General features: G+C 43.3%; 18 protein-coding genes. 8 read left to right on the plus strand and 10 right to left on the minus strand.

All coding sequences use genetic code 11. The annotated features are described in order from the left end of the window. Nucleotides 1–157: 157 nt before the first annotated feature. Nucleotides 158–943 carry a transglutaminase-like domain-containing protein gene (locus RTL34_RS10625; RefSeq protein ID WP_216635158.1) on the minus strand — a complete coding sequence of 262 codons (786 nt, stop codon included), beginning with the start codon at nt 941–943 and terminating at the stop codon, nt 158–160. A 264-nt stretch (nt 944–1,207) separates the two neighbouring features. Between RTL34_RS10625 and RTL34_RS10630 the strand changes: the two genes are divergently transcribed. From RTL34_RS10630 to rapA, 3 genes are all read left to right on the plus strand, one after another. Beyond that, nucleotides 1,208–1,651 carry a diacylglycerol kinase gene (locus tag RTL34_RS10630; protein WP_060994496.1) on the plus strand — a complete coding sequence of 148 codons (444 nt, stop codon included), beginning with the start codon at nt 1,208–1,210 and terminating at the stop codon, nt 1,649–1,651. A 43-nt stretch (nt 1,652–1,694) separates the two neighbouring features. Beyond that, entirely contained in the window at nt 1,695–2,507 is an 813-nt protein-coding gene (locus RTL34_RS10635; RefSeq protein WP_219332154.1) for a DUF72 domain-containing protein, read from the plus strand. Between the two features lie 112 nt (nt 2,508–2,619). Beyond that, the gene (gene rapA, locus RTL34_RS10640; RefSeq protein WP_312116808.1) at nt 2,620–5,469 is read left to right on the plus strand and encodes an RNA polymerase-associated protein RapA; all 2,850 of its coding nucleotides are present in this window, start codon (nt 2,620–2,622) and stop codon (nt 5,467–5,469) included. A 126-nt stretch (nt 5,470–5,595) separates the two neighbouring features. On the opposite strand, the gene RTL34_RS10645 is transcribed toward rapA, so the two are convergent. Next, complete coding sequence (locus RTL34_RS10645) at nt 5,596–5,802, minus strand: hypothetical protein (protein WP_312116811.1); 207 nt, start codon at nt 5,800–5,802, stop codon at nt 5,596–5,598. Between the two features lie 170 nt (nt 5,803–5,972). On the opposite strand from RTL34_RS10645, the gene RTL34_RS10650 reads away from it, so the two are divergent. Continuing rightward, nucleotides 5,973–7,865 carry a putative nucleotidyltransferase substrate binding domain-containing protein gene (locus tag RTL34_RS10650; RefSeq protein ID WP_312116813.1) on the plus strand — a complete coding sequence of 631 codons (1,893 nt, stop codon included), beginning with the start codon at nt 5,973–5,975 and terminating at the stop codon, nt 7,863–7,865. A 52-nt stretch (nt 7,866–7,917) separates the two neighbouring features. Beyond that, entirely contained in the window at nt 7,918–8,565 is a 648-nt protein-coding gene (locus RTL34_RS10655) for a 3'-5' exonuclease (RefSeq protein WP_312116816.1), read from the plus strand. Nucleotides 8,566–8,640: 75 nt separating this feature from the next. On the opposite strand, the gene RTL34_RS10660 is transcribed toward RTL34_RS10655, so the two are convergent. After that, nucleotides 8,641–9,399, minus strand: coding sequence for a hypothetical protein (locus RTL34_RS10660; protein ID WP_312116819.1), 759 nt, complete (start codon nt 9,397–9,399; stop codon nt 8,641–8,643). 326 nt (nt 9,400–9,725) lie between these two features. Here RTL34_RS10660 and RTL34_RS10665 point away from each other — a divergent pair, with 326 nt between their 5' ends. Then, nucleotides 9,726–11,531: a D-alanyl-D-alanine carboxypeptidase/D-alanyl-D-alanine-endopeptidase gene (locus tag RTL34_RS10665; protein ID WP_312116822.1), complete on the plus strand. Its 1,806-nt coding sequence runs from the start codon at nt 9,726–9,728 to the stop codon at nt 11,529–11,531. A gap of 19 nt (nt 11,532–11,550) precedes the next feature. Here RTL34_RS10665 and RTL34_RS10670 read toward each other — a convergent pair whose 3' ends face one another. Beyond that, nucleotides 11,551–12,150 carry an NUDIX hydrolase gene (locus tag RTL34_RS10670; protein ID WP_062332248.1) on the minus strand — a complete coding sequence of 200 codons (600 nt, stop codon included), beginning with the start codon at nt 12,148–12,150 and terminating at the stop codon, nt 11,551–11,553. Between the two features lie 348 nt (nt 12,151–12,498). Between RTL34_RS10670 and RTL34_RS10675 the strand changes: the two genes are divergently transcribed. Then, on the plus strand, nt 12,499–13,059 hold the full coding sequence (locus RTL34_RS10675) for an NUDIX hydrolase (protein ID WP_060994505.1): 561 nt from the start codon (nt 12,499–12,501) through the stop codon (nt 13,057–13,059). 384 nt (nt 13,060–13,443) lie between these two features. Next, nucleotides 13,444–14,835 carry a patatin-like phospholipase family protein gene (locus tag RTL34_RS10680; protein ID WP_198510948.1) on the plus strand — a complete coding sequence of 464 codons (1,392 nt, stop codon included), beginning with the start codon at nt 13,444–13,446 and terminating at the stop codon, nt 14,833–14,835. 91 nt (nt 14,836–14,926) lie between these two features. Here the strand turns inward: RTL34_RS10680 and dapC are convergent, their stop codons facing one another. The 6 genes from dapC to RTL34_RS10710 all read right to left on the minus strand — a co-directional run. Next, complete coding sequence (gene dapC, locus RTL34_RS10685; protein WP_312116831.1) at nt 14,927–16,135, minus strand: succinyldiaminopimelate transaminase; 1,209 nt, start codon at nt 16,133–16,135, stop codon at nt 14,927–14,929. A gap of 144 nt (nt 16,136–16,279) precedes the next feature. After that, complete coding sequence (locus RTL34_RS10690) at nt 16,280–16,633, minus strand: hypothetical protein (RefSeq protein WP_312116833.1); 354 nt, start codon at nt 16,631–16,633, stop codon at nt 16,280–16,282. 142 nt (nt 16,634–16,775) lie between these two features. Further along, nucleotides 16,776–17,276: an IS630 family transposase gene (locus tag RTL34_RS10695; RefSeq protein WP_050326096.1), complete on the minus strand. Its 501-nt coding sequence runs from the start codon at nt 17,274–17,276 to the stop codon at nt 16,776–16,778. 32 nt (nt 17,277–17,308) lie between these two features. Next, nucleotides 17,309–17,689, minus strand: coding sequence for a helix-turn-helix domain-containing protein (locus RTL34_RS10700; RefSeq protein WP_076775691.1), 381 nt, complete (start codon nt 17,687–17,689; stop codon nt 17,309–17,311). A gap of 65 nt (nt 17,690–17,754) precedes the next feature. After that, nucleotides 17,755–19,143, minus strand: coding sequence for a phospholipase D-like domain-containing protein (locus tag RTL34_RS10705; RefSeq protein ID WP_312116838.1), 1,389 nt, complete (start codon nt 19,141–19,143; stop codon nt 17,755–17,757). 9 nt (nt 19,144–19,152) lie between these two features. Beyond that, nucleotides 19,153–19,756, minus strand: a 604-nt coding sequence (locus RTL34_RS10710; protein ID WP_312116840.1) for a leucine-rich repeat domain-containing protein, incomplete at its 5' end; no start/stop codon positions are given.

The raw sequence follows: 19,756 nt of genomic DNA on the forward strand, positions 1-19,756 counted from the left end.
TCAGCTCCCTATTCCAAACCACCCTCTTTATTCGTTTAAAGGGGGTGTTTTTTTGCTTTGTGGGTTTGCAACAATCTAAGTTATGAATATTGGTAATTAAAAAATTGGGATGAAAGCCTTCTAATAAAGGCTTCCATTTCAAACATCTATGCCAAAATTAATCGATTTTTTCTACATTAACTTTCATATCTTTTAACTCAAATGGCGCGAAGAAAGTCGCAAAAGCAACATCCGCAGCATCCCTTCCATAACCTAAAATCACACGACCGCCTTTTGGCGCAGATTGCGTGGCGTCAAATGTGTACCATCGATCGCCAATAAAAACCTCATACCATGCATGTAAGTCCATTGGGTCAAGTTGATATAAGTAGCCAACCACCATGCGAGCGGGCATATCTAATGCCCGTGACAGGCTAATACCCAAATGGGCAAAATCACGACAGACGCCTTTTTTATGTTGCCAAGTGTCTAGTGCTGTGGTCTCTGCTGTACTACTCCCATATTGGTAAGTAAAGTTTTGGTGAATATAGGCGCAAATTGCCGCCGCTTTGTCATAACCTTCGGCAAAATCTTGGGTTATCATTTGGACTTCTTGAAGTAGAAATTCTGGCAGACAATAGCGACTGGGTAACAAATATACCATTGTATCTGAAGGCAGCTGCTCAATCGGTGTTTTTGGCATACCGGGTGCGACATCTATCCATTCGCTAGTATATAGTTCAACTGTTAGGCTAACTTGGTAATCCCCCATCGGAAATAAAACCCTGTCACATAAGTTACCAAAATTGTCGTTATAGCTTGTAACTGGTAAGGGTGGCGTTACTTGCCATTCTTCTTGAGTGATCTGCTGTGCTAACCCTGATTGCGGTCTTAGTAGAAACACCGCAGGGGTTGGCTGAGAAAAGTGATAATCGAGTTGGCAAGTGGCGCGTAATTTCATCATAGATTTTTCATCAAATAAGGTGACAACACTAACTGAAAATTGCAAGGTGGAGTGATTGCTGCAAAAAAACTAGCAGAAAGCTTAGAATTTATGCCATTATCATTAAAATAGCAATCAATATTTATAGATTTTATTTGCACTTAAATTCCCATGATTCAAAGCTTGTTTATCAAGGGCTATCAATGCTCGCGGCAGTATATATTGTGAAAATTCTAGGATTAATCTATGGTAGAATGAGGAAATTTTTTAAAACCCATTAGCATCATGACATCACCTAGTTCAAATCAGCGCTCTGATAAATTTGCTAGCCATTTAGAAGGATATGCCGCGCAGACCAAGGGAAAAACAGGGCTCAAACGTATCATCAATGCCGCAGGTTACTCAAAAGATGGTTTGGTTGCGGCGTATCAAAATGAAGCGGCTTTTCGACAGGTTGCATGGCTCAATAGCATTTTATTAATTGCGCTGATTTTTTTACCTTTTATAATGCCGATTAAAATGATACTGGTATTTTCATCGTTTTTTTCTCTCATCGTTGAGTTGTTTAATACCGGTATTGAAGCGTCGATTGACCATACATCGACAGAACGTCATCCGTTGGCAAAGATTGGTAAAGATGTAGGTTCTGCCGCGCAGCTATTAGCCTTGACGATGCTGTTTTTGTTATGGATGATGGCGCTATATACGACTTTTATTAATTTCTATTAATCAATGATGGGCTAATTTTGCAATTGAGTAGAACCAATTTTCTATGAGCATCTATATCGGAACAGGGGGATACAGTGATACGGATTTTTTGGGAATCCTATATCCCGCTGACACCAAAAAAACCGAATTTTTAACCGAGTATAGTCGTCATTATGCCACTGTTGAAATCAATAGTAGCTTTTATGCGCCTTTAGGTCGAAAAGCGTATGAAGGTATGCTCAAAAAATCCAATGGGCAGCTAAAATTTTCGATTAAGATTCACCAAGATTTTACCCACCGATTAACCGCCACTGCAGAGACCGCGCAAGCTTTTTTGCAGGCGATTGAACCTATTTTAGCGGCAGATTGTTTGGCTGCGTTATTGATTCAATTTCCGCATGGTTTTGATAGAACGGTGGCACATCGTCAGTATTTGGCAACCTTGACCAGTTGGTTTGATGGGTTGCCATTGGCGATAGAGTTTCGCCACCAAAGCTGGCATATCCCGCAAGTTTACGCCAGTTTTCAGCAGCAAAATTTGATTTGGTGTAGTGTGGACTATCCAAATATCCATGGTTTACCGCCCAGTCGGCTGTTATTTACTAGCCGCATCGGTTATTTACGCATGCATGGGCAAAACTTAGACTGGTGGGATGCCCATTCGGCGGCCGAGCGGCATGATTATCGATACAGGGATACAGAAATGCAAGCTTGGGCAAAGACCATTGCCAATCAACAAGCCAATTTTGATACCTTGTATATTTACTTTGAAAATACGGTAAAAGGTCACGCGGTGTATAATATTGAGATGCTCACACAAGCGCTCATGAACGAAGGTATGCCAGTCGTCAGTCCGTTGGTAGCGAATGATGAGTGAGTAAACAGCCGCTATCAACAAAATCATTCACTTGAAAATGTAATTTTTGCTATCATAAACAGTTTTACTTTTCATCATTTAAATTTCTAATTTGGAAGCATGGTTAAGCGGTATGACTGATTTTGCGATTGGACAACGTTATCTGTCGGATACAGAGAATGAATTGGGGCTGGGCGTCGTCGTGCTCGTTGATGAACGCTGCGTGCATATTTTGTTCCCGCAAAGTGAAGAAACGCGTGTGTATGCCAAGACATCGGCGCCTTTGTCGCGTGTGACTTTCAAAGCAGGGGATACCATACACGACCAAGATGGCGCATCGTATGTGGTCAGCGATTTTGAAGAGACCAATGGCGTCTATAAATACTCGGTTGAAGGTCATGACCGTGCGATTATGGAAACCCGCCTTGCGGCTAATATTAATTTGGCAAAACCACTTGAGCGCTTGCTCGCCAGTCGTATCCACCAAAATGATTGGTACGAACTGCGCCAAGAGCTACTGCGTACCCAAGCCTATTTGGCGTCTCATCCATTAAGAGGCTTGATGGGTGCACGTGTCGATGTTATTGAGCATCAGCTGTATATCGCCCATGAAGTAGGTAAACGTATCGCGCCGCGCGTGCTGCTTGCCGATGAGGTAGGGCTTGGCAAGACGATTGAAGCGGGTCTGATTATTCACCAGCAACTCATCACCGGCAAATCTGAGCGTATTTTGATTTTGGTACCTGATAGTTTGCAGTACCAATGGATGATTGAAATGCGTCGCCGTTTTAATCTGGAGTTTGCGATTTTTGATTTGGTCAGAACCGCAGCGATTGCAGAGCATGACCCTGAGCAAAACCCTTTTACGACTGAGCAGTTGATTATTGCCAGTATCGATTTGCTACTCGACCATGAAGATTTACATGAAAAAGCCTTGGAAGCGGGGTTTGATTTGCTGGTTGTGGATGAAGCGCACCATCTGCATTGGGACAGTGAGCAAGGGGGTAATGACAAATACGATTTGGTTGAAGATTTGGCCGAACAAACCGCAGGTGTGTTGTTGCTCACAGCAACCCCTGAGCAGTTAGGTTTAGAAAGTCATTTTGCGCGGTTACGATTGTTAGATCCCAATCGTTTTAATGATTTAGACGACTTTATCGATGCAGAAGAAAATTTTGCGCAAACCGCCGCAATTGCTGAGGTGTTATTGAGTGACCAATCGCTGTCAGATAAGCAAAAATCAGCATTAGCCCAGTTATTAGGTCATGACATCAGTGATGACGAGCAAGGTCGTGCGCGCGCCATCAATGAATTGTTAGATCGTCATGGTACTGGACGTGTACTATTTCGCAATACCCGTGAGAGCGTGTCTGAGCTTATTTCTGGCTTCAAAGGTCGGCGCTCAATGGCGTACCCACTGCCGCTACCGATAAGTTGGCAAGACAGTTATCAAACTCAAGGTAAATTGCGCGAACAATTATGGCCAGAAGAGTTACAGCCCGATGGCAGTTGGCTGGAACAAGACCCGCGGGTGCCTTGGCTGGTTGATTTGCTTAAAAACACCTTAAAACATCAAAAGGTGCTGCTGATTGCGCGCAGTGGGGCAACGGTTGAGAGTTTAGAGGCGGTATTACGATTGCATGCGGGCATTAAAACCGCGATTTTTACTGAGCAAATGACCCTACTGGAGCGCGACCAAGCGGCTGCGTATTTTGCCGATATTGAAGGCGCGCAAGTATTGTTGGCTTCTGAAATTGGCTCTGAAGGGCGTAATTTTCAATTTGCCAGTGATTTGGTGTTGTTTGATTTGCCCGCCAATCCTGATACATTAGAGCAGCGGATTGGTCGCCTCGATCGGATTGGTCAGCAAAACGAGATTACCATTCATGTGCCTTTTGTTGAAGGCACGGCAACTGAGCGTATGTACCGCTGGTATAACGAAGCGCTAAATATTTTTAACCAAATCTCACCCACGGCGCAAACCGTTCAAGAGCAGTTTATTGTGGATTTAAAACCCCTACTTGAAGGGCAAAAAGTCGAAGATGACGGTCAAGAAATTACTTTAGATCAGTTGATTGAAGAAGGCAACGCCCAGCGTCTCGCACTAGAAGCAGCCATGCAAGCAGGACGTGACAGACTGCTTGAATACAATTCTTGTCGCCCGCGTGTCGCCAGTAAAATCGCTTACACCATGCGTGATTTTGATGATACCCACATGTTGCCACGTTTGTTTGAACGCTTTATGTCGTCCATCAATATGGAATATAGTGGACAGCGTGATGGTTCATTGATGCTACATCCAAGTGATGAAGTGCAAGTACAAGGACTGGCAGTGCCTGAAGATGGCATGACCTTGACCTTTGAGCGTGACCAAGCATTACTACGCGAAGACATGGAATTTATGACTTATGAGCATCCTTTGATGCAAAGTATCTTTGAAACGGTCAACGCAGGCACCTTTGGTAATACCACGGTTGCAACTTTACAAAGTAATGCCATGCCTGAAGGACTGGTATTGGTTGAAGTCAATTTTCGTGTTGAAGCGATTGCGCCAAAGCTACTTAATTTACCCGCATTTTTGCCAAAGCCGCTCATTCGGGTGTTTTTAAGCCAGCAAGGGACTGATTTTAGCGATAAAATTGCGCCTGATATGATTGTGTCGCATATTCATCGTTTGGACAAAACCCGAGCGCGTCAAGTCATCAAAGCGCGTAAAGACATTATCGAAGTGCGGTATGAGCAAGCAGTAGCATTGGCAAACCAGCAATTACCTGCGATAAGTGAACAAGCCAAAGAGGTATTTAATCAGCGCTATGAGCGTGAAGTGGAGCGCCTGCAATATTTGCAATCCATCAATCCGAATGTACGAGACGCAGAAATCAATCAATTAAAACGTTTGCAAGAACAGGGCTTACATGCCCTAGGTCATTTATCCTTAATTCCTGATAGTATCCGTGTGCTAGTCGCTGTCAAGCCAACTTAATTGTTTTGAATTTAGGTTAATTTAGGTTAAAGGTCAGCTTATATTAGGCTGACCTTTATTATATGTTTGAATTTTTCATTTTGTGGTTAAGACTAGTTGTTAGGTTTAGTTAGCAAAGCTAGTTATTTATACCTCAGGATTCACCACGCTCATACTAAATTTAAGTCCGATACCAAGCAGTACAATCGCAAGTGGCAATAGCACCATCGCAATGCGTTGGGTTTTATACCTGACAGGCGGCTCCTTACTGACTTTAGATAATAAAAAACATAGCATACCCGCGACTAATGTCAAAATCCCTAAGCCAAAACAAAGAAAACCTAAATAATTCATCTGTTTACCCATTACCCATACTGTTATGTTTGACGGGTGTAAATTAGATACCACCACGACCCATCGATATTTGTTGAAACACGATTGTTGCCTCAGACAACTTTGATTATAATCTAACAAGACTCATAGGACATGAGATTTATTTTTAGCCGCAATACAAGGATGGTGATATGAGTGGCTCAACGATACAGACTTTAGACATACAACATCTATACCAGTCCCCGTTTGATACACTAAGCGCTCAGCAGCGAACCTATCTGCAGCAGCACAGTAAAATCGTCTATTTGGACAACTTGCAGCCCATACCCACTGGATGGCAAGGGGGTTTTTTTATTCTCCTTAAAGGCTTTGTTCATCAATTACAAGGTGATGCGTTGATTTCTACCTTAAATGCAGGCGATTGGTTTGATACCAAGGTCAGGCAAAACGGTGTGTTCAACTTTATCACCCAGCAGCAAAGTCTGATGTACCGTATCGATGGCCAAGTGCTAAGCGCAATCACTGAGCAAAATCCCAGCTTAAAAAACGCCTTGTTTGCCGATGTCGCTGCCCGTCTTAACCATCACCAAGCCCGCCTTGCCCAAAGTGAAAGTCAAAAACTGCTATATCAACCGATTGCCAATTTGGGACAGCATATCAAACCACCGCATTTTGTCGATGATACGGCAACCCTATACGATGCCACCATGGCGATGAACCAATTTGACATCAAGCATATTTTGGTTAAGTCACAAGCGCGAATGACCGAAGCGGAGCGTGACAAACTCATCGCACAAGGCGTCGAAAAATCCACCATCGCAGCGTATGTCGAGCGCATCGGTATTTTTACCCAAACCGATGTATGCCGAGCGATTGGACAAAAAGTTGATTTTGCCACTACGCCTGTGCTGGACTTTACCAATTTTAAAATCCATACCGTGCATCAATCGCAAGATGTCAGTGAAGCCTTGCTAACCATGCTACAAACTCGTACCCACCGTTTACCCATTATTGACAGTCAAGGTCAAATCATTGGGATTTTGGGGCAAACCGAATTACTGAGCTTTTTAACCAACCATTCCAATCTTATCGTCGCTCGTATTGAGCAAGCGCAGAGCTTAGAGGATGTTGCGGTGGCGGTGGAATTGATTGGTAAATTTATCCGTGAGCAGCACGCCAGCGGCATCAAAATCCATGTTATCAGCCGTATGGTGCAAAGCTTGAATTTACAAGTGTTCGCCAAGGTATGGCAGCTAATTGTACCTGCTATCACCTTCTACAATACCTGTCTGTTTGTAATGGGCTCAGAAGGGCGTGGTGAACAAATCTTGCGTACTGACCAAGACAACGCGCTAATTATCCGCAATGGTTTTAAAGATGACAATCTGCCCAGCTATGCCGCGCAGTTCAATGAGGCATTGGCGAATATGGGTTATCCCTATTGTGATGGCAAGATTATGCTTAGCAACGAGCGTTGGCGAAAAACTTCAACCGCCTTTGAAAAACAAATCACCGCATGGTACGTGAGTGGCAGTAGTGAAGATATGATGTGGATTGCGACCTTAGTCGATGCGCATTTTGTTTGCGGCGATATTAAGCTCTTTGAGCAGCTGCAAAAACATTGGCAAGTCAGCGCGAAAAATGTGGCGACTAGCAACTTTATCAACCGTTTTGCCAAACCAATTTTGCAATTTGGCGATAGCAGTGGTTGGTGGCAAAAATTTGTCGGTGGCAGTGAGACTGATATTGACCTAAAAAAAGCAGGGATATTCCCGATTGTCCATGGCGTGCGAGCCTTGTCACTGGAATATCATATCACTGATACCAACACCAGAAACCGGCTGCAGCAGCTGGCACAGCAACACGTGCTAGATGATACCATGGCGCAAAATCTGGCAGAAGCACTGGATTTTTTTATGGCAAAACGACTGGATGTGGCATTGACCACACAAGATAGAAAAGCGCGAGTGGTAAATCCCAATCACTTATCAGCCCTAGAAAAAGACTTGTTAAAAGAATGTTTGGCGATGGTCAAAGATTTTAAAACCTTTATTACCCATCATTATCGCCTAGATATTTTTTAATTAAAGATATTTTTTAACGAAATAGATAGTGTTAATTGCCTAGAGAAAAACCATGTTTAATCGCATCAAAAATCTGTTCGACGGTCAAAAACTTGAGCGACAAAAACAGCGGCTCAGCAAGCCTGAGTATGCTTATCTGTTTGATACCCCGCTATCTAAAGTCCCCAATGAGTGGGTGAGCCTAGACCTAGAAATGACCGGGCTTAATGCCAAACAAGATTATATTTTAAGTGTCGGTGCAGTACAGGTACGCAAAGAAAGTAACGGGTTTGTGATTGATACCGATAGCGCGCTGTCCTTGGTATGCCGTCCGCCTGTGATGCCCACCCACGACACCATTGTGATTCATGGGTTAAGACCGATAGATGTCGACAATGGCTTATCGTATGACGAGATGCTCACCCAATTATTGCCAATGCTTAAAAACCGTCCGATAATTGGGTTTTGTGTGGACATGGATATGGCGTTTTTAAATGCCATTACCAAACCGTTTTTGGGGGTGGAACTGGCTAATAAACTTGTCGATGTCAGTCGCTTGTATCAACAAAATCAGCATCGACATGACCCCAGCCAAGTTGGGCAGTTACCACACCTCAATCAACTGCTAGAAGAATACCAAATCCCGCGATTACCTGCACATAATGCCCTCAATGATGCCATTATGACTGCCATGTTATTCACCCACTTGATGCAGTCATAGCGGGCTTATGAAGTCATAAAAGCTAACCGACATAAAAAAACTCTCATCATGAGAGTTTTTTATCTAAAAATGACTTTATTTTTTGCTAGCCGCGGCGTCTGCGCCTTTTGGTTTGATGCCTGCTTCCTCAGTTAATTGCATCAACATGGTACGGGCTTCTTCGGCAGATTTTTGCGCTTTTTCCATCGACTTAGCAATTTCTGGATTGGTCTCTGGGGTTGCCGTTGGTTTTTTGATTAAAGCCGCCGTACCGGCACGGCTATTGGTGATACTTTCAACCATTTTATCGCGGGTTTGTGCGACACGCGGGTCATTAAATTTTAGTTTGTTGAGCGTGGCTTTTTGCAAGTCTAACTGTGCCACCACTTCTTTAAAGAAAGCTTGTTGGTCAGCAGGCGTTTTGGCGTTTTGCATTTTTTTTGCCATTTCTGCTTGTTTGGCTTGGGTAGTGCGGTCAAGCTCATTTAAGGTTTTAAATAACTGCATCAAATCCGCTTTTAGGGCAAGATTGGGTGTTGCAGCCGCGGCATTATTGGCGGCAACTGTAGGGGCGCTGCTAACGTTGGCGGTTTTTTCTGCAGTCGCTGGCGTGGTGACAGTAGTTGTGGTTGACGAAGCGGTGGTGGTAACAGCAGCAGCACTAGCAGGCGCGCTAGAGATGGCTTGGGATGCTGCCAAAGGTGCAGTAGTCGTAGAAGCTGACGTGGTGGTAGTCGTCGCCGAAGCGGTGGTGGTTGCGGCTTTGTCATCTTTTTTTGAGCATGCAGATAACGCTAGCACGACACTCATAGCACCTATAGTCATGGCAGAGGTGGCGATAGATTTGTTTAACATAAATTTTTTTAACCTAAATAATTTTGACCCAACACCCCAAAGCAAGGGGTCAGCGTTCTCGATTGAAACCCAAAACGGCAATAGCAGTGACTGCAATGTAGTAATTAGGCGACAGTTTAGCAAATATCTGAAAATTGAAATGTAGAGAATTGCAACAGAAGGCTACGGCAGTTTGTCTAAATGCCTTAATTTTAGCCGATTTGCTATGAAATCAGGTGGATTTTTATGGCAAAAAGCGCTAAGGTGACAGCTTATTTTTGCCTAATTTATTTTTGCCTAATAAGATTCGATACCTAGTATAGATTCGTCACATTGTTGCTGTTGTTATGAAAAATTCTCGCCAATCCGTGGGTCTGCAAACCCGCGCCACTCAATTATTGTCTTTAAAAACAGGTTTGTTGCTAGGGATGGCTTGTCTGTCCTTGGTGGGTCATACGTCAGCTACCACACCAGTACCGCCGATGAACACTGACCCAGTGACCAAGCAAAGCCATGCAGTCATGGGTCAGCGCGATCCAGTCAACAAGCTACCTCAAGCGATTCAAGCCAAACTTGCCCAAGCCAATATTCCGACCGATAGCCTGAGCATGGTGGTACAACCGTTAACGGACAATCCGCAAAATGCAGCGTCGACTGCGCCCCAAACGCCTTTGTTTAGTTATAATGCTGATGTGCCACGCACCCCTGCATCTACGCAAAAACTGATTGCCACTTATGTGGCGCTCGATAGTTTGGGCAAAGATTTTGTTTGGCAAACCAAATTGTATCAGCATGGTTTTGTGTGGAAAGGCACGCTTTATGGCGATGTGATTGTGCAGGGCAGTGGTGACCCAAAACTGGAAAACGAGCGCTTGTACCAACTGCTTGCCATGATTAAAGCACAGGGTATTCAGCAAGTACAAGGCAATTTAATCATCGACAATCAGCAGTTTCAAGGGGTGGATTTTGATGTTAATGCGTTTGATGGTAAAGGCTTACGTCCTTATAATGCCCAGCCCAATGCTTTGTTGACCAATTTTGGTACGGTGGAAGTGGATTTAGTGCCACTGCCAAAACCCAATGCCGCACCGGTCGTAAAACCTAATACCAGCAGTGTCACGCAACCCACAACATCAGCTTCGACAGATATCGACAATCCCGCGGCAAATCTTGAGCAAATCCAAAGCAAACCCTCGATTAATCCCAAAGACGTAGCGGCGTATCAAGTCAGTCTAAAGCCTGCGCTGGCAAACTTTACTATGCCTACAACACTTAAAGCCAGTCAAGCGCCTTGCAATAACAACCAAGACGATTGGATTGGGACATTGACGTCCACAGGATTGAGCTTTCACCAAACCGCGTCCGCCTTCTGTGGTGAGCAAAAGCGCTATCTGACGTTTCCTGATGGAGATGTACTGGTTAAACAACAAATCATCGCCGACTGGCAAAAAATCTTGCCAAATTTTACAGGGAATATTGAATTTGCCAACCCTGCAGTGCCCTATATGCAGCAAGCCAAGGCGATACCGCAAGCGCTACCTTGGTATATTCGCTTATACCTAAAATACTTTGGCAAACCCTTGACCCCAAAATTGGTTGGCTATGTCGCCTCCAATCCATTGCATGAGCAAATCAAAGACATCAATCAGCACTCCAACAATGTGATGACAGAACAAATCGCCTTGTCGCTACCGCTGTATGCCGACAAGCAGCGTATCAGTACTTATCCAAAAACCTTTGCCTACATCCACCAGTGGTGGCAACAAAAGCTGCCCCAAGCACAGCCCCCTGTGATGACTAGAGCCTCAGGTTTATGCCGTGATTGCCGCGTGGCGCCCAATAGTATGTTAGCGCTGCTAACTCTGGCTTATCATTCACCCAATTTTACGGTTTATCGTGATTCGTTGGGCGTGGCAGGCGAGTCGGGTACCATCAAAGCGCTGAAATTGCGCCAGCCAAATAACCCTGCCATTGGGCATGCTTGGATCAAAACAGGCACGCTCGATAATGTCACCAGCATGGCAGGCTATGTTCAAGGCAAATCAGGAAAATGGTATGCAGTGGTTGGGATGATTAATGCCGACAATGTCAAAAATAATAGCAATGCCAAAGCTGTGCTGGATGAAATGCTAGCGTGGACAGCGCTGCAGTGATTGGTTTGTGGTTGATTGGCTATTTATCGTGAACATTAAAATACCAATCAATCTGGCGGTCGAATCCCATTTCTAGTAGGCTTGCGGTGATGCGCCCAGTCAAGCCCCACACGGTCTCGCCATCAATGATAAAGCTGGGTGATACCATCACTTGGCGACCCAAATCATACGCATAATCGATAGTCGGCTGGCGAATAAGCGTGGCTAAATCCGCCCAAAATAGCCTTGCAATTTCGCACATCTCTGGCACAAGGTTAACGCTGGGTGGTATCACCCCCACAATCGGCTTGACAGGTCTACCGCTTTTGGCAAATTGTAGGGGTAATTCGCCCAACACAGTCACTTGACTGGGATGAATACCGGTTTCCTCATGCGTTTCTCGTAACGCGGTAGCTTGGTTGCTATCGTCTGTGTCTTCGCGTCTGCCACCTGCAAATGATACTTCGCCGGCATGTTCTCGCATATCCGAAGCGCGCAACGAGTACAAAACTTTTGGCTCAGCTTCATTGGTAATGGCGATGAGTACCGAATACGGCTGCGGCGTGGGGTCGAATGGCAGTTTAGCGATTCGCTCTGCCAGTTGGTTCAGTAAAGGACTTTGAAATCTAGTTGTGGACATATTTTTTAATTCATCAAAATTTAATGGGCAATTTCGCAATGTTTATAGGGCGCTTTGAGTTGACCGAATTTATCTAAAACTCATTGTCTATTGTCGATATCACTATCAAGCGGTAATGCTGGCATAGCTGAGACAGGTTTTTGCATACTAGGCTGGGTATGCGGCGCGCTACAACCTGCTAATAATCCCAAACTTAATACCCAGCTAAATACCTAAGCTAGATACTTAGCTAAACTTTCTCATAATCGGCTGCTCAACTCATTTTTATCATGTAAAAACCTGCAATCAATGCTACCATACTTAAAACGACTTTCATCTCACAAAACATAAAAATAATAGGAAAATACCATGCCTTACTGCCTGCAATGCGGTCATCTAGCCGAAACCAAAATCCCGCCGATGGACAGTCTGCCGCGCATTGTATGCCCGTCTTGTGGCTACATCCATTACGAAAACCCCAAAGTCATCAATGGCTGTTTACTCATCCATGAAGATAAAGTTTTGCTCTGTCGCCGCGCGATTGAACCGCGGCACGGTTATTGGACGTTGCCCGCAGGCTTTATGGAGCTTGGCGAGACCATGAAAGATGGGGGCAATCGTGAGTGTTTTGAAGAAGCCGAAGCTATCGGCAGTGGATTAGAGTTATATTGTCTATACGACATACCCGATATCGGACAGATTCATGTGATGTTTATCGGCTCGCTCAAAGATGGCAAATTTGGGGTGGGCATCGAGAGTCTAGAATGCGCGCTGTTTGCCGAAGAAGACATTCCTTGGGAAGACTTGGCGTTCCAAAATGTCATTGAAACGCTGCAACATTATTTTGCTGACCGCAAAGCAGGGGCGACGCTCGGTAATTTCCCCATCCATCAGCAAGTGATTGTCAAAGACGTGCATTTGGGCGATTAACTGTCCATTTAAACGGCAAATTGTTAGCTAAAAAGATACGGGCGTAGCGCATAGGCTCTAAATATCTAGGCTCCAGATATTTAGGCTCCAGATATTTAGGCTTCAAATATCTCCGCTCTAAATACCTACGTTCTAAATACAACAATGATTGAGCCGCTTTTTTTACTAGAAGTCAGTTTTTTAAAATTGCACGTATTCACCTTGATACAACATAGATATTTAAGAAACAATGTAGATGTTTAATCGAAGGCTCATGAATGACAAAATCATCAAAAAAGTCACGCATATATCATTTTGTCGCTATAAAATCTTGCTACAATACTTGAGTGATATATCTTCTATACTAGATAAAAAAACAATATATTTATGGATGATGAGATTACTATGTCAACTAGAAAAACTATTCCCACAACTGCGCAACCACCCCAGCCGGTAACTGATACTTCATCACCAATCACGGCGATAGAGCCACCAAACCCAAACCCCAATCAACCCACCCCACAAGGCACACCACCGCTCAAAGAATTGGTCAAACAATACGATAGCGTGTCGTTGCTGCTCCAAGGTGGCGGTGCGCTCGGTGCCTACCAAGCAGGGATTTATGAAGGGCTGCATAAACAAGGCATCAAAATCGACCGTATCTCAGGTATTTCAATCGGCGCGCTCAATACCGCCATTATCGCAGGTAACCGTCCAGAGAACCGCTTGGCGGCGCTGCAAGGGTTTTGGAACACCATCACCCATCGTAACTACACCCCTGCAGGGCTGAATGTCTACCGTCAAACGGCCAATGAGCTCGATAAACTCAGCAGGATTGATATGGTAAGCCATTTTATGCCTTGGATATTTGAAAATGGCTTTTTAAAGCAGCAGCTGCGGGTGATGGAATCTACCGCTGAGGCTTGGCAAACCATGATTGAAGGACAGCGTGGCTTTTTTAAACCGCGTTATTTTGTGCCGTATGACACCACCCCCAATCACTTAAGTTATTATACCACCGACAAGCTGCGCGAGACCCTTGAGCGTTATTGTGACTTAAAACTTGTCAATGACGTCAATCGGATGAAAGTATCGGTGTCTGCGGTCAATGTGCGTAACGGTAATTTTGCTATTTTTAGCAATGAAAATGAAGAACTGCGCTACGATCACTTCATCGCATCGGGCGCACTGCCGCCAGGTTTTCCAGCGGTTGAGATTGATGGGGAGTATTATTGGGATGGCGGACTGGTGTCCAACACACCACTCAATGAAATCTTAAGCCATGAAGAGCACCTCAAGCAATTGATTTTCCAAGTGGATTTGTGGAATGCCAAGGGCACGGTGCCAGAGAATATGATGGAGATTGACGAGCGCATCAAAGACATTCAATACTCTAGCAAAACCCGCATGGTTACTGACTTTATGGCGCAAAAGCTGCGTTATACGCGCCTTATCAAAGAGTTACTCAAAATCATCGATGACGATGCCAAAATTGATAAAGTTGAAGAACTGTGCGTCAACAAAGCCCGCGAAATGACGGAAGTCGGTGTCAAAAACGTGATTCATCTGATTTATCACAAAAAGACTTACGAGCGCGGCTATAAAGACTATGAGTTTAGCGGCTCAACCATGCAAGAACACTGGGAAAGTGGCTTACAAGATATTGAGAACACTTTTCGCCACCCAGATTGGTTTATGCTGCCAGAAACCGATGATATCTTTGTCAGCCATGATATCCACCAAAAACGCAAACGCTTGGCACAGGTCAGTACCTTGCTAAAAAATCTTGAAGACTAGCCGTCGTTGCACGCTGAATCTTTACAAGCTAAAGGCTTACAAAAAGTCAAAAAAAGTGATGGTAGCTAGCCATCACTTTTTTTATGAAAAATCACACCAAATTTGATAAGTCTAAGCTCAGCAATCGGTCAATCGCCTCGCTGCTTTGTGCGATATCTGCAACCAATGCCATCCGCACATGGTTTTTACCAGCGTTACCGCTGTTCTTTTGGTATGAGGGCGTATCACGAGATAGGTAACGCCCTGCAAGCGCATGGATATTTAGCTGTTCATAAATCACTTTGACAAACTGCTCATCATCTTGTACCGGCAACCAAAAATAAAAACCGGCATCAGGGCGGCGTAGCGGTAATTTGTCTGACAGCTTGTCCATCCACAAATCAAACTTTTGGCGATATAGTTTGCGGTTTTCTTCCACATGGACTTCATCTTGCCACGCGGTAATCGAAGCGAGCTGATGATGAATCGGCATCGCGCAGCCTTGATAAGTGCGGTACTGGGCATACGGCGCTAGTAGCTTGGCATCACCTGCCACAAATCCTGAGCGCATGCCAGGTAGATTGGAGCGTTTTGACAGCGAATGAAACACCACGCAATTGGCAAAATCATCGCGTCCGAGTTTGGCGCAGACGTCAAGTAGTCCAATTGGTGGCGTATCAAAGTACAGCTCACTGTAGCACTCGTCACTGGCTAGGATAAAGCCGTATTTATCCGATAGCTCAACCAGACGTTGCCACTGCGCCATATCCATCACCGAGCCAGTTGGGTTGTTTGGACTACACACAAAGACCAGTTGGGTTTTTTCCCAAACCTCGCTTGGCACGCTGTCATAGTCACCGACAAAGTTATTGTCGGCAGTACAATTGACAAAATACGGCTGTCCACCAGCGAGCAGCGTCGCCCCTTCATAAATCTGATAAAACGGATTGGGCATCACCACGTAAGGTCGTTTGCTATCCTCACGGTTAAACGCCGCTTGCACAAAACTAAATAGCGCCTCACGTGTACCCATCACCGGTAACACTTGGGTGTCGGCATTTAATTGTTTGACCTGAAAACGGCGCTGTACCCAATCGGCAATCGCTTGGCGCAGCTCGGGCAAACCGTTGGTGGTGGGGTAATTTTGGATTTTAGCCAAATTGTCTTTGATGACGTCTAACACAAACTGTGGCGGTGTGTGCTGCGGCTCACCGATACCCAGTTTAATCGGGGCATAGTCTGGGTTTGGGGTGATGCCTTGTAGCAAGGTTGCCATCTTGGCAAATGGATAAGGATGCAAAAGTTGTAATTGCGGATTCATAAGGGGTTGGCTGTCCATACATGCGAGAGAACGAATTTTAAAATACTGGGATTTTAAAAACACTGTTAAAAATGAGATTACTTTACCCCGAATCGCTGAGTTTGCCAAGATTGAACCAAAAGTTTGCTAAAAGTTGATACCCAATTAACGTTTTGAACCATGAGTTTGGGCGATGTTTCGCTCAAAAAAATGGGTAAAGGTGAGTATCAAGGTAAAAAGGGTCGGGAAAAAGCAGGTGTTTACTATATCATGCACACTGCCTTGCCAGTACCAGTGCTTGTCAATTATAAGTTGGTCATGTCTGTCTAGCACTTCACCCATGCTGGCAGCAGCAATCACCGTGAATAAGGCAATAAACCAACGGTAGCGGTGATTTTTAAAAAGTAGACTTGTGATAAGAAATACCCCAATACCGACATAAATATGTAGGGCATCTCGCTCTAAGCCTGTGAAGCTAACGATATGAGTTTTGATGTCTTGGAATACGAAGTCGTACATAGAAAGTTTGATTTTGATTGAAAAGTTGGCAGAGAATAGCGATTTTCTGCCAACGGTTAAATACGGTTTTTGTGTTGAATTATTACGGGGTTCTTAGAAGTGCGGCAATGCGTTCAGTAATTTATATATAGTAAATCCTAAATTAAACTGAACAATGAATAACACAGTCATTGAGTGACTCAAACTGACTCATAGACAGTTGCACATTTTGCTTCACTACCGCCCACTTATTCTCTACAGGATTTAACTCAGGGGAATATGGCGGTAAGTATAACAAGGTTAAATTATATTGTTTAGCAATCTGATTTAAATTGCCACCCCGATGAAACCTTGCATTATCCATGATTAAAAAACGCTGTGGGTAGCTGTCGAGTTCATGTTTAGGCAAAGATTGACCAAGCGTGTGAAGCCAATTTTCTACCGTATCACGCTTACACCCACCTTCAAAGGTCACAGGCGCAATCAGTTTAAATTCAGCCATACTCATTGCACCAATTAGATTTAACCGTTTACCTTTGTTGGCCTCAATTTTAGCATAGCAGGGTTTGCCAACAGGTGACCAACTACGCTGATAACTTTGTCTTTGGTAAAAGCCTGTTTCATCCATGAATAAGATATTGGATAACCCAAACCAAAACGCCATGATAGCTAAACATACGCTAAAACCTTGTTGTTTTACAGGGTCGGCTTCTTTAAAGGTAAAGGTCTTTTTTTAAATGTCCAGTTGATACGATGCAAGGTATCGACAAACGCATTGTAGGATATACTGACATCAGGATGGTCTTTTAAATATTGTTCTCGTAGCTGTTTAGCGGTGTCAAATTCCTGAGATTTGACGTATTGTTCAAAAGCAATAAGGTCGGTTATGATGTGTTTTACGCCGGTTGGTTGTGCTTTTTTAGGCTGGGTATTACCTTGTTCTTGATACAAATCTATCCAACTGTCTAGGGTATTGCGACAGATACCAAAGGTACGAGCGGTTTTACTTTTGCTGTTCGTTTCTTGCCAGTAGGCGATGGTGCGCTTTCTTAGGTCTTGGTCGTATAGGTTCGGCATGGCACTATCTATGAAAATTTAAATTGTGTTCATTATAATATAGGTTTAACTATAGTTTCTATAACTTAACTTTTAAAAAAGCCAAAAAATGGTTTTGCTTCCTTCAATTTTTGCTCTAACCTGACGATTTCATCAATTAGCTGTTCTTTGGTTTGGTTAAAATACTCATCCCAATCATCAATTTCGCTAATCGTTTGGTAAGTTTCATCGTCTTTTAACTCAAAAATCTCAGTTTCAATTTGGCTAATTTTAAATTTTAGCTGAGTGATAATGGCTTGTAGTTGTGATTTTTCGCTGACTGTTTCGGAGCGTGGGGCGAAAATGCCTTGTTCGAGTTCTGCCAAGATTTTATTGACTGTCGCAATATCATTTTGTTCATAGGCTTGGTTGAGCTGAATAAAAAGCTGTTCGGCAACATCTTTCATGTCTTCGCTCACTCGGTCTGGATGGCAAATTTGACTGGCTTTGCGATAGGCTTTTTTTAAGTCTTTGCGTTGTTGTGCGTCTAGTTCAAAAATGGTTTTGGCCTTTTCAATTTCAATTTGTTCGTGATATTCAGCTTCGTCTTGGACAGCTTCAGCATAGGCTTCTGGGTCATTTTCGCACGACAATTTACGTAAATGTAAGAGTCTACTAATATATGAGCCTAATTCTTTAGTATGTCTATAATTAAATTCACTTAGTAATTTTTCAAGCTCAATTTTCTCATTATCGTAAGCGTTTAACTGATGCTCAAGTTGTCGAATCTCAAGTTTTAGAGCCACTAAGTCAATATCATTGTAAATAACAATGGCTTGGTGGTTTTTGATAAAATCATCTATTAACCCAATAGCGGTGCTAAATTGATGCAATTGTAACGCATGAGTTATTTGGTTGATGTCCTGTTGAAAGCTAAAGACTTGAAGTTTGGCGGTTTCTCGGGTGATGTCGTCTAGGTCTTCTAAGATGACGTAGTTTTTTAGTATTTCTAGGCGTTTGATGATTTTGTCGAGTGGTAAATCGGGGATATGGTCTTGGTGATCGAAGTAGCTATGACGGATTTTTTTGAATTGCTTGATAAAGGACTGGGCAAGGACGCTGTCGCCTGTGGTGATAATGATATTTTCGTGGTTGCGTTCGGCTTTTTTGCTCCAGTTGTATGAGCCGTTAATGACGGTGTATTCGTCGATGACACAAAATTTGTTATGCATTAAGTCGTCTTTGCCGTCGCCTATCATGTATGCAACTGAGTTGCCGATGTTAAGCCCGCTGTAGTCGATAGGGCTTTGTTGGTTGATTGGGTCGTTACTGATGAGTAGTTGGACGGTGATGCCTTGTTTGGCTTTGGTAAGTAGTACGTCAAATAGGCGTGGGTTGGTGAACCATGCAACGGCAATGTAGATGGATTGGTTGGCTTGGGTGAGTTCTTGTCCGATGCGGTGGGCGATGTTGTCAAATAGAGCTTCGGTTTGCATTTTGGGGTCTTAAAAAATTATTTCGCAGTTTGGGAGTTGTTCTTTTAAAAATTGAATACTTTCAGAATCGTAATAAGTATTACTAATATCTAGTTTCTCAAGTTTTTTCAAACTACCAATGCAATGTACATCAACTGTCGGATTATTGCTTACATATAAACTTGTTAAATTGGTTAATTTTTTGATGAAACTTATGTCACTAATTTTATTACTTGATATATCCAATAACTTTAAATTACTTAAATTACCTAAATTTTCACCGTTTTCAATAAGATTAATAGATAAATGCAGTTCTTCTAATGACCTTAATTTCATGGAAAATGGAAATTCTGAGATAAAGTTTTCTGTCAGATCTAAATAATTTAAATTTGAAAGATCTTTTAATGCTTCTATGTTATCAATCTCACAAAATGATAAATCTAAATGCTTTAATTCAGATAAATTTATCAAGAAAGAAATATCATTAAGTGGGTTATCATGTAAATCCAGTTTCTTTAATTTAATTAAATGTTTTATTACGCTGAAATCACTTTCTTGAATAAAACCTAATGATAAATTTCTTAGAACCTGTTCACGATTAAAAAATATGCTAGGATAAGCTACATAATCAATT

It is taken from the genome of Moraxella sp. CTOTU47915 (assembly GCF_031986685.1).
Lineage (GTDB): Bacteria > Pseudomonadota > Gammaproteobacteria > Pseudomonadales > Moraxellaceae > Faucicola > Faucicola tetraodonis.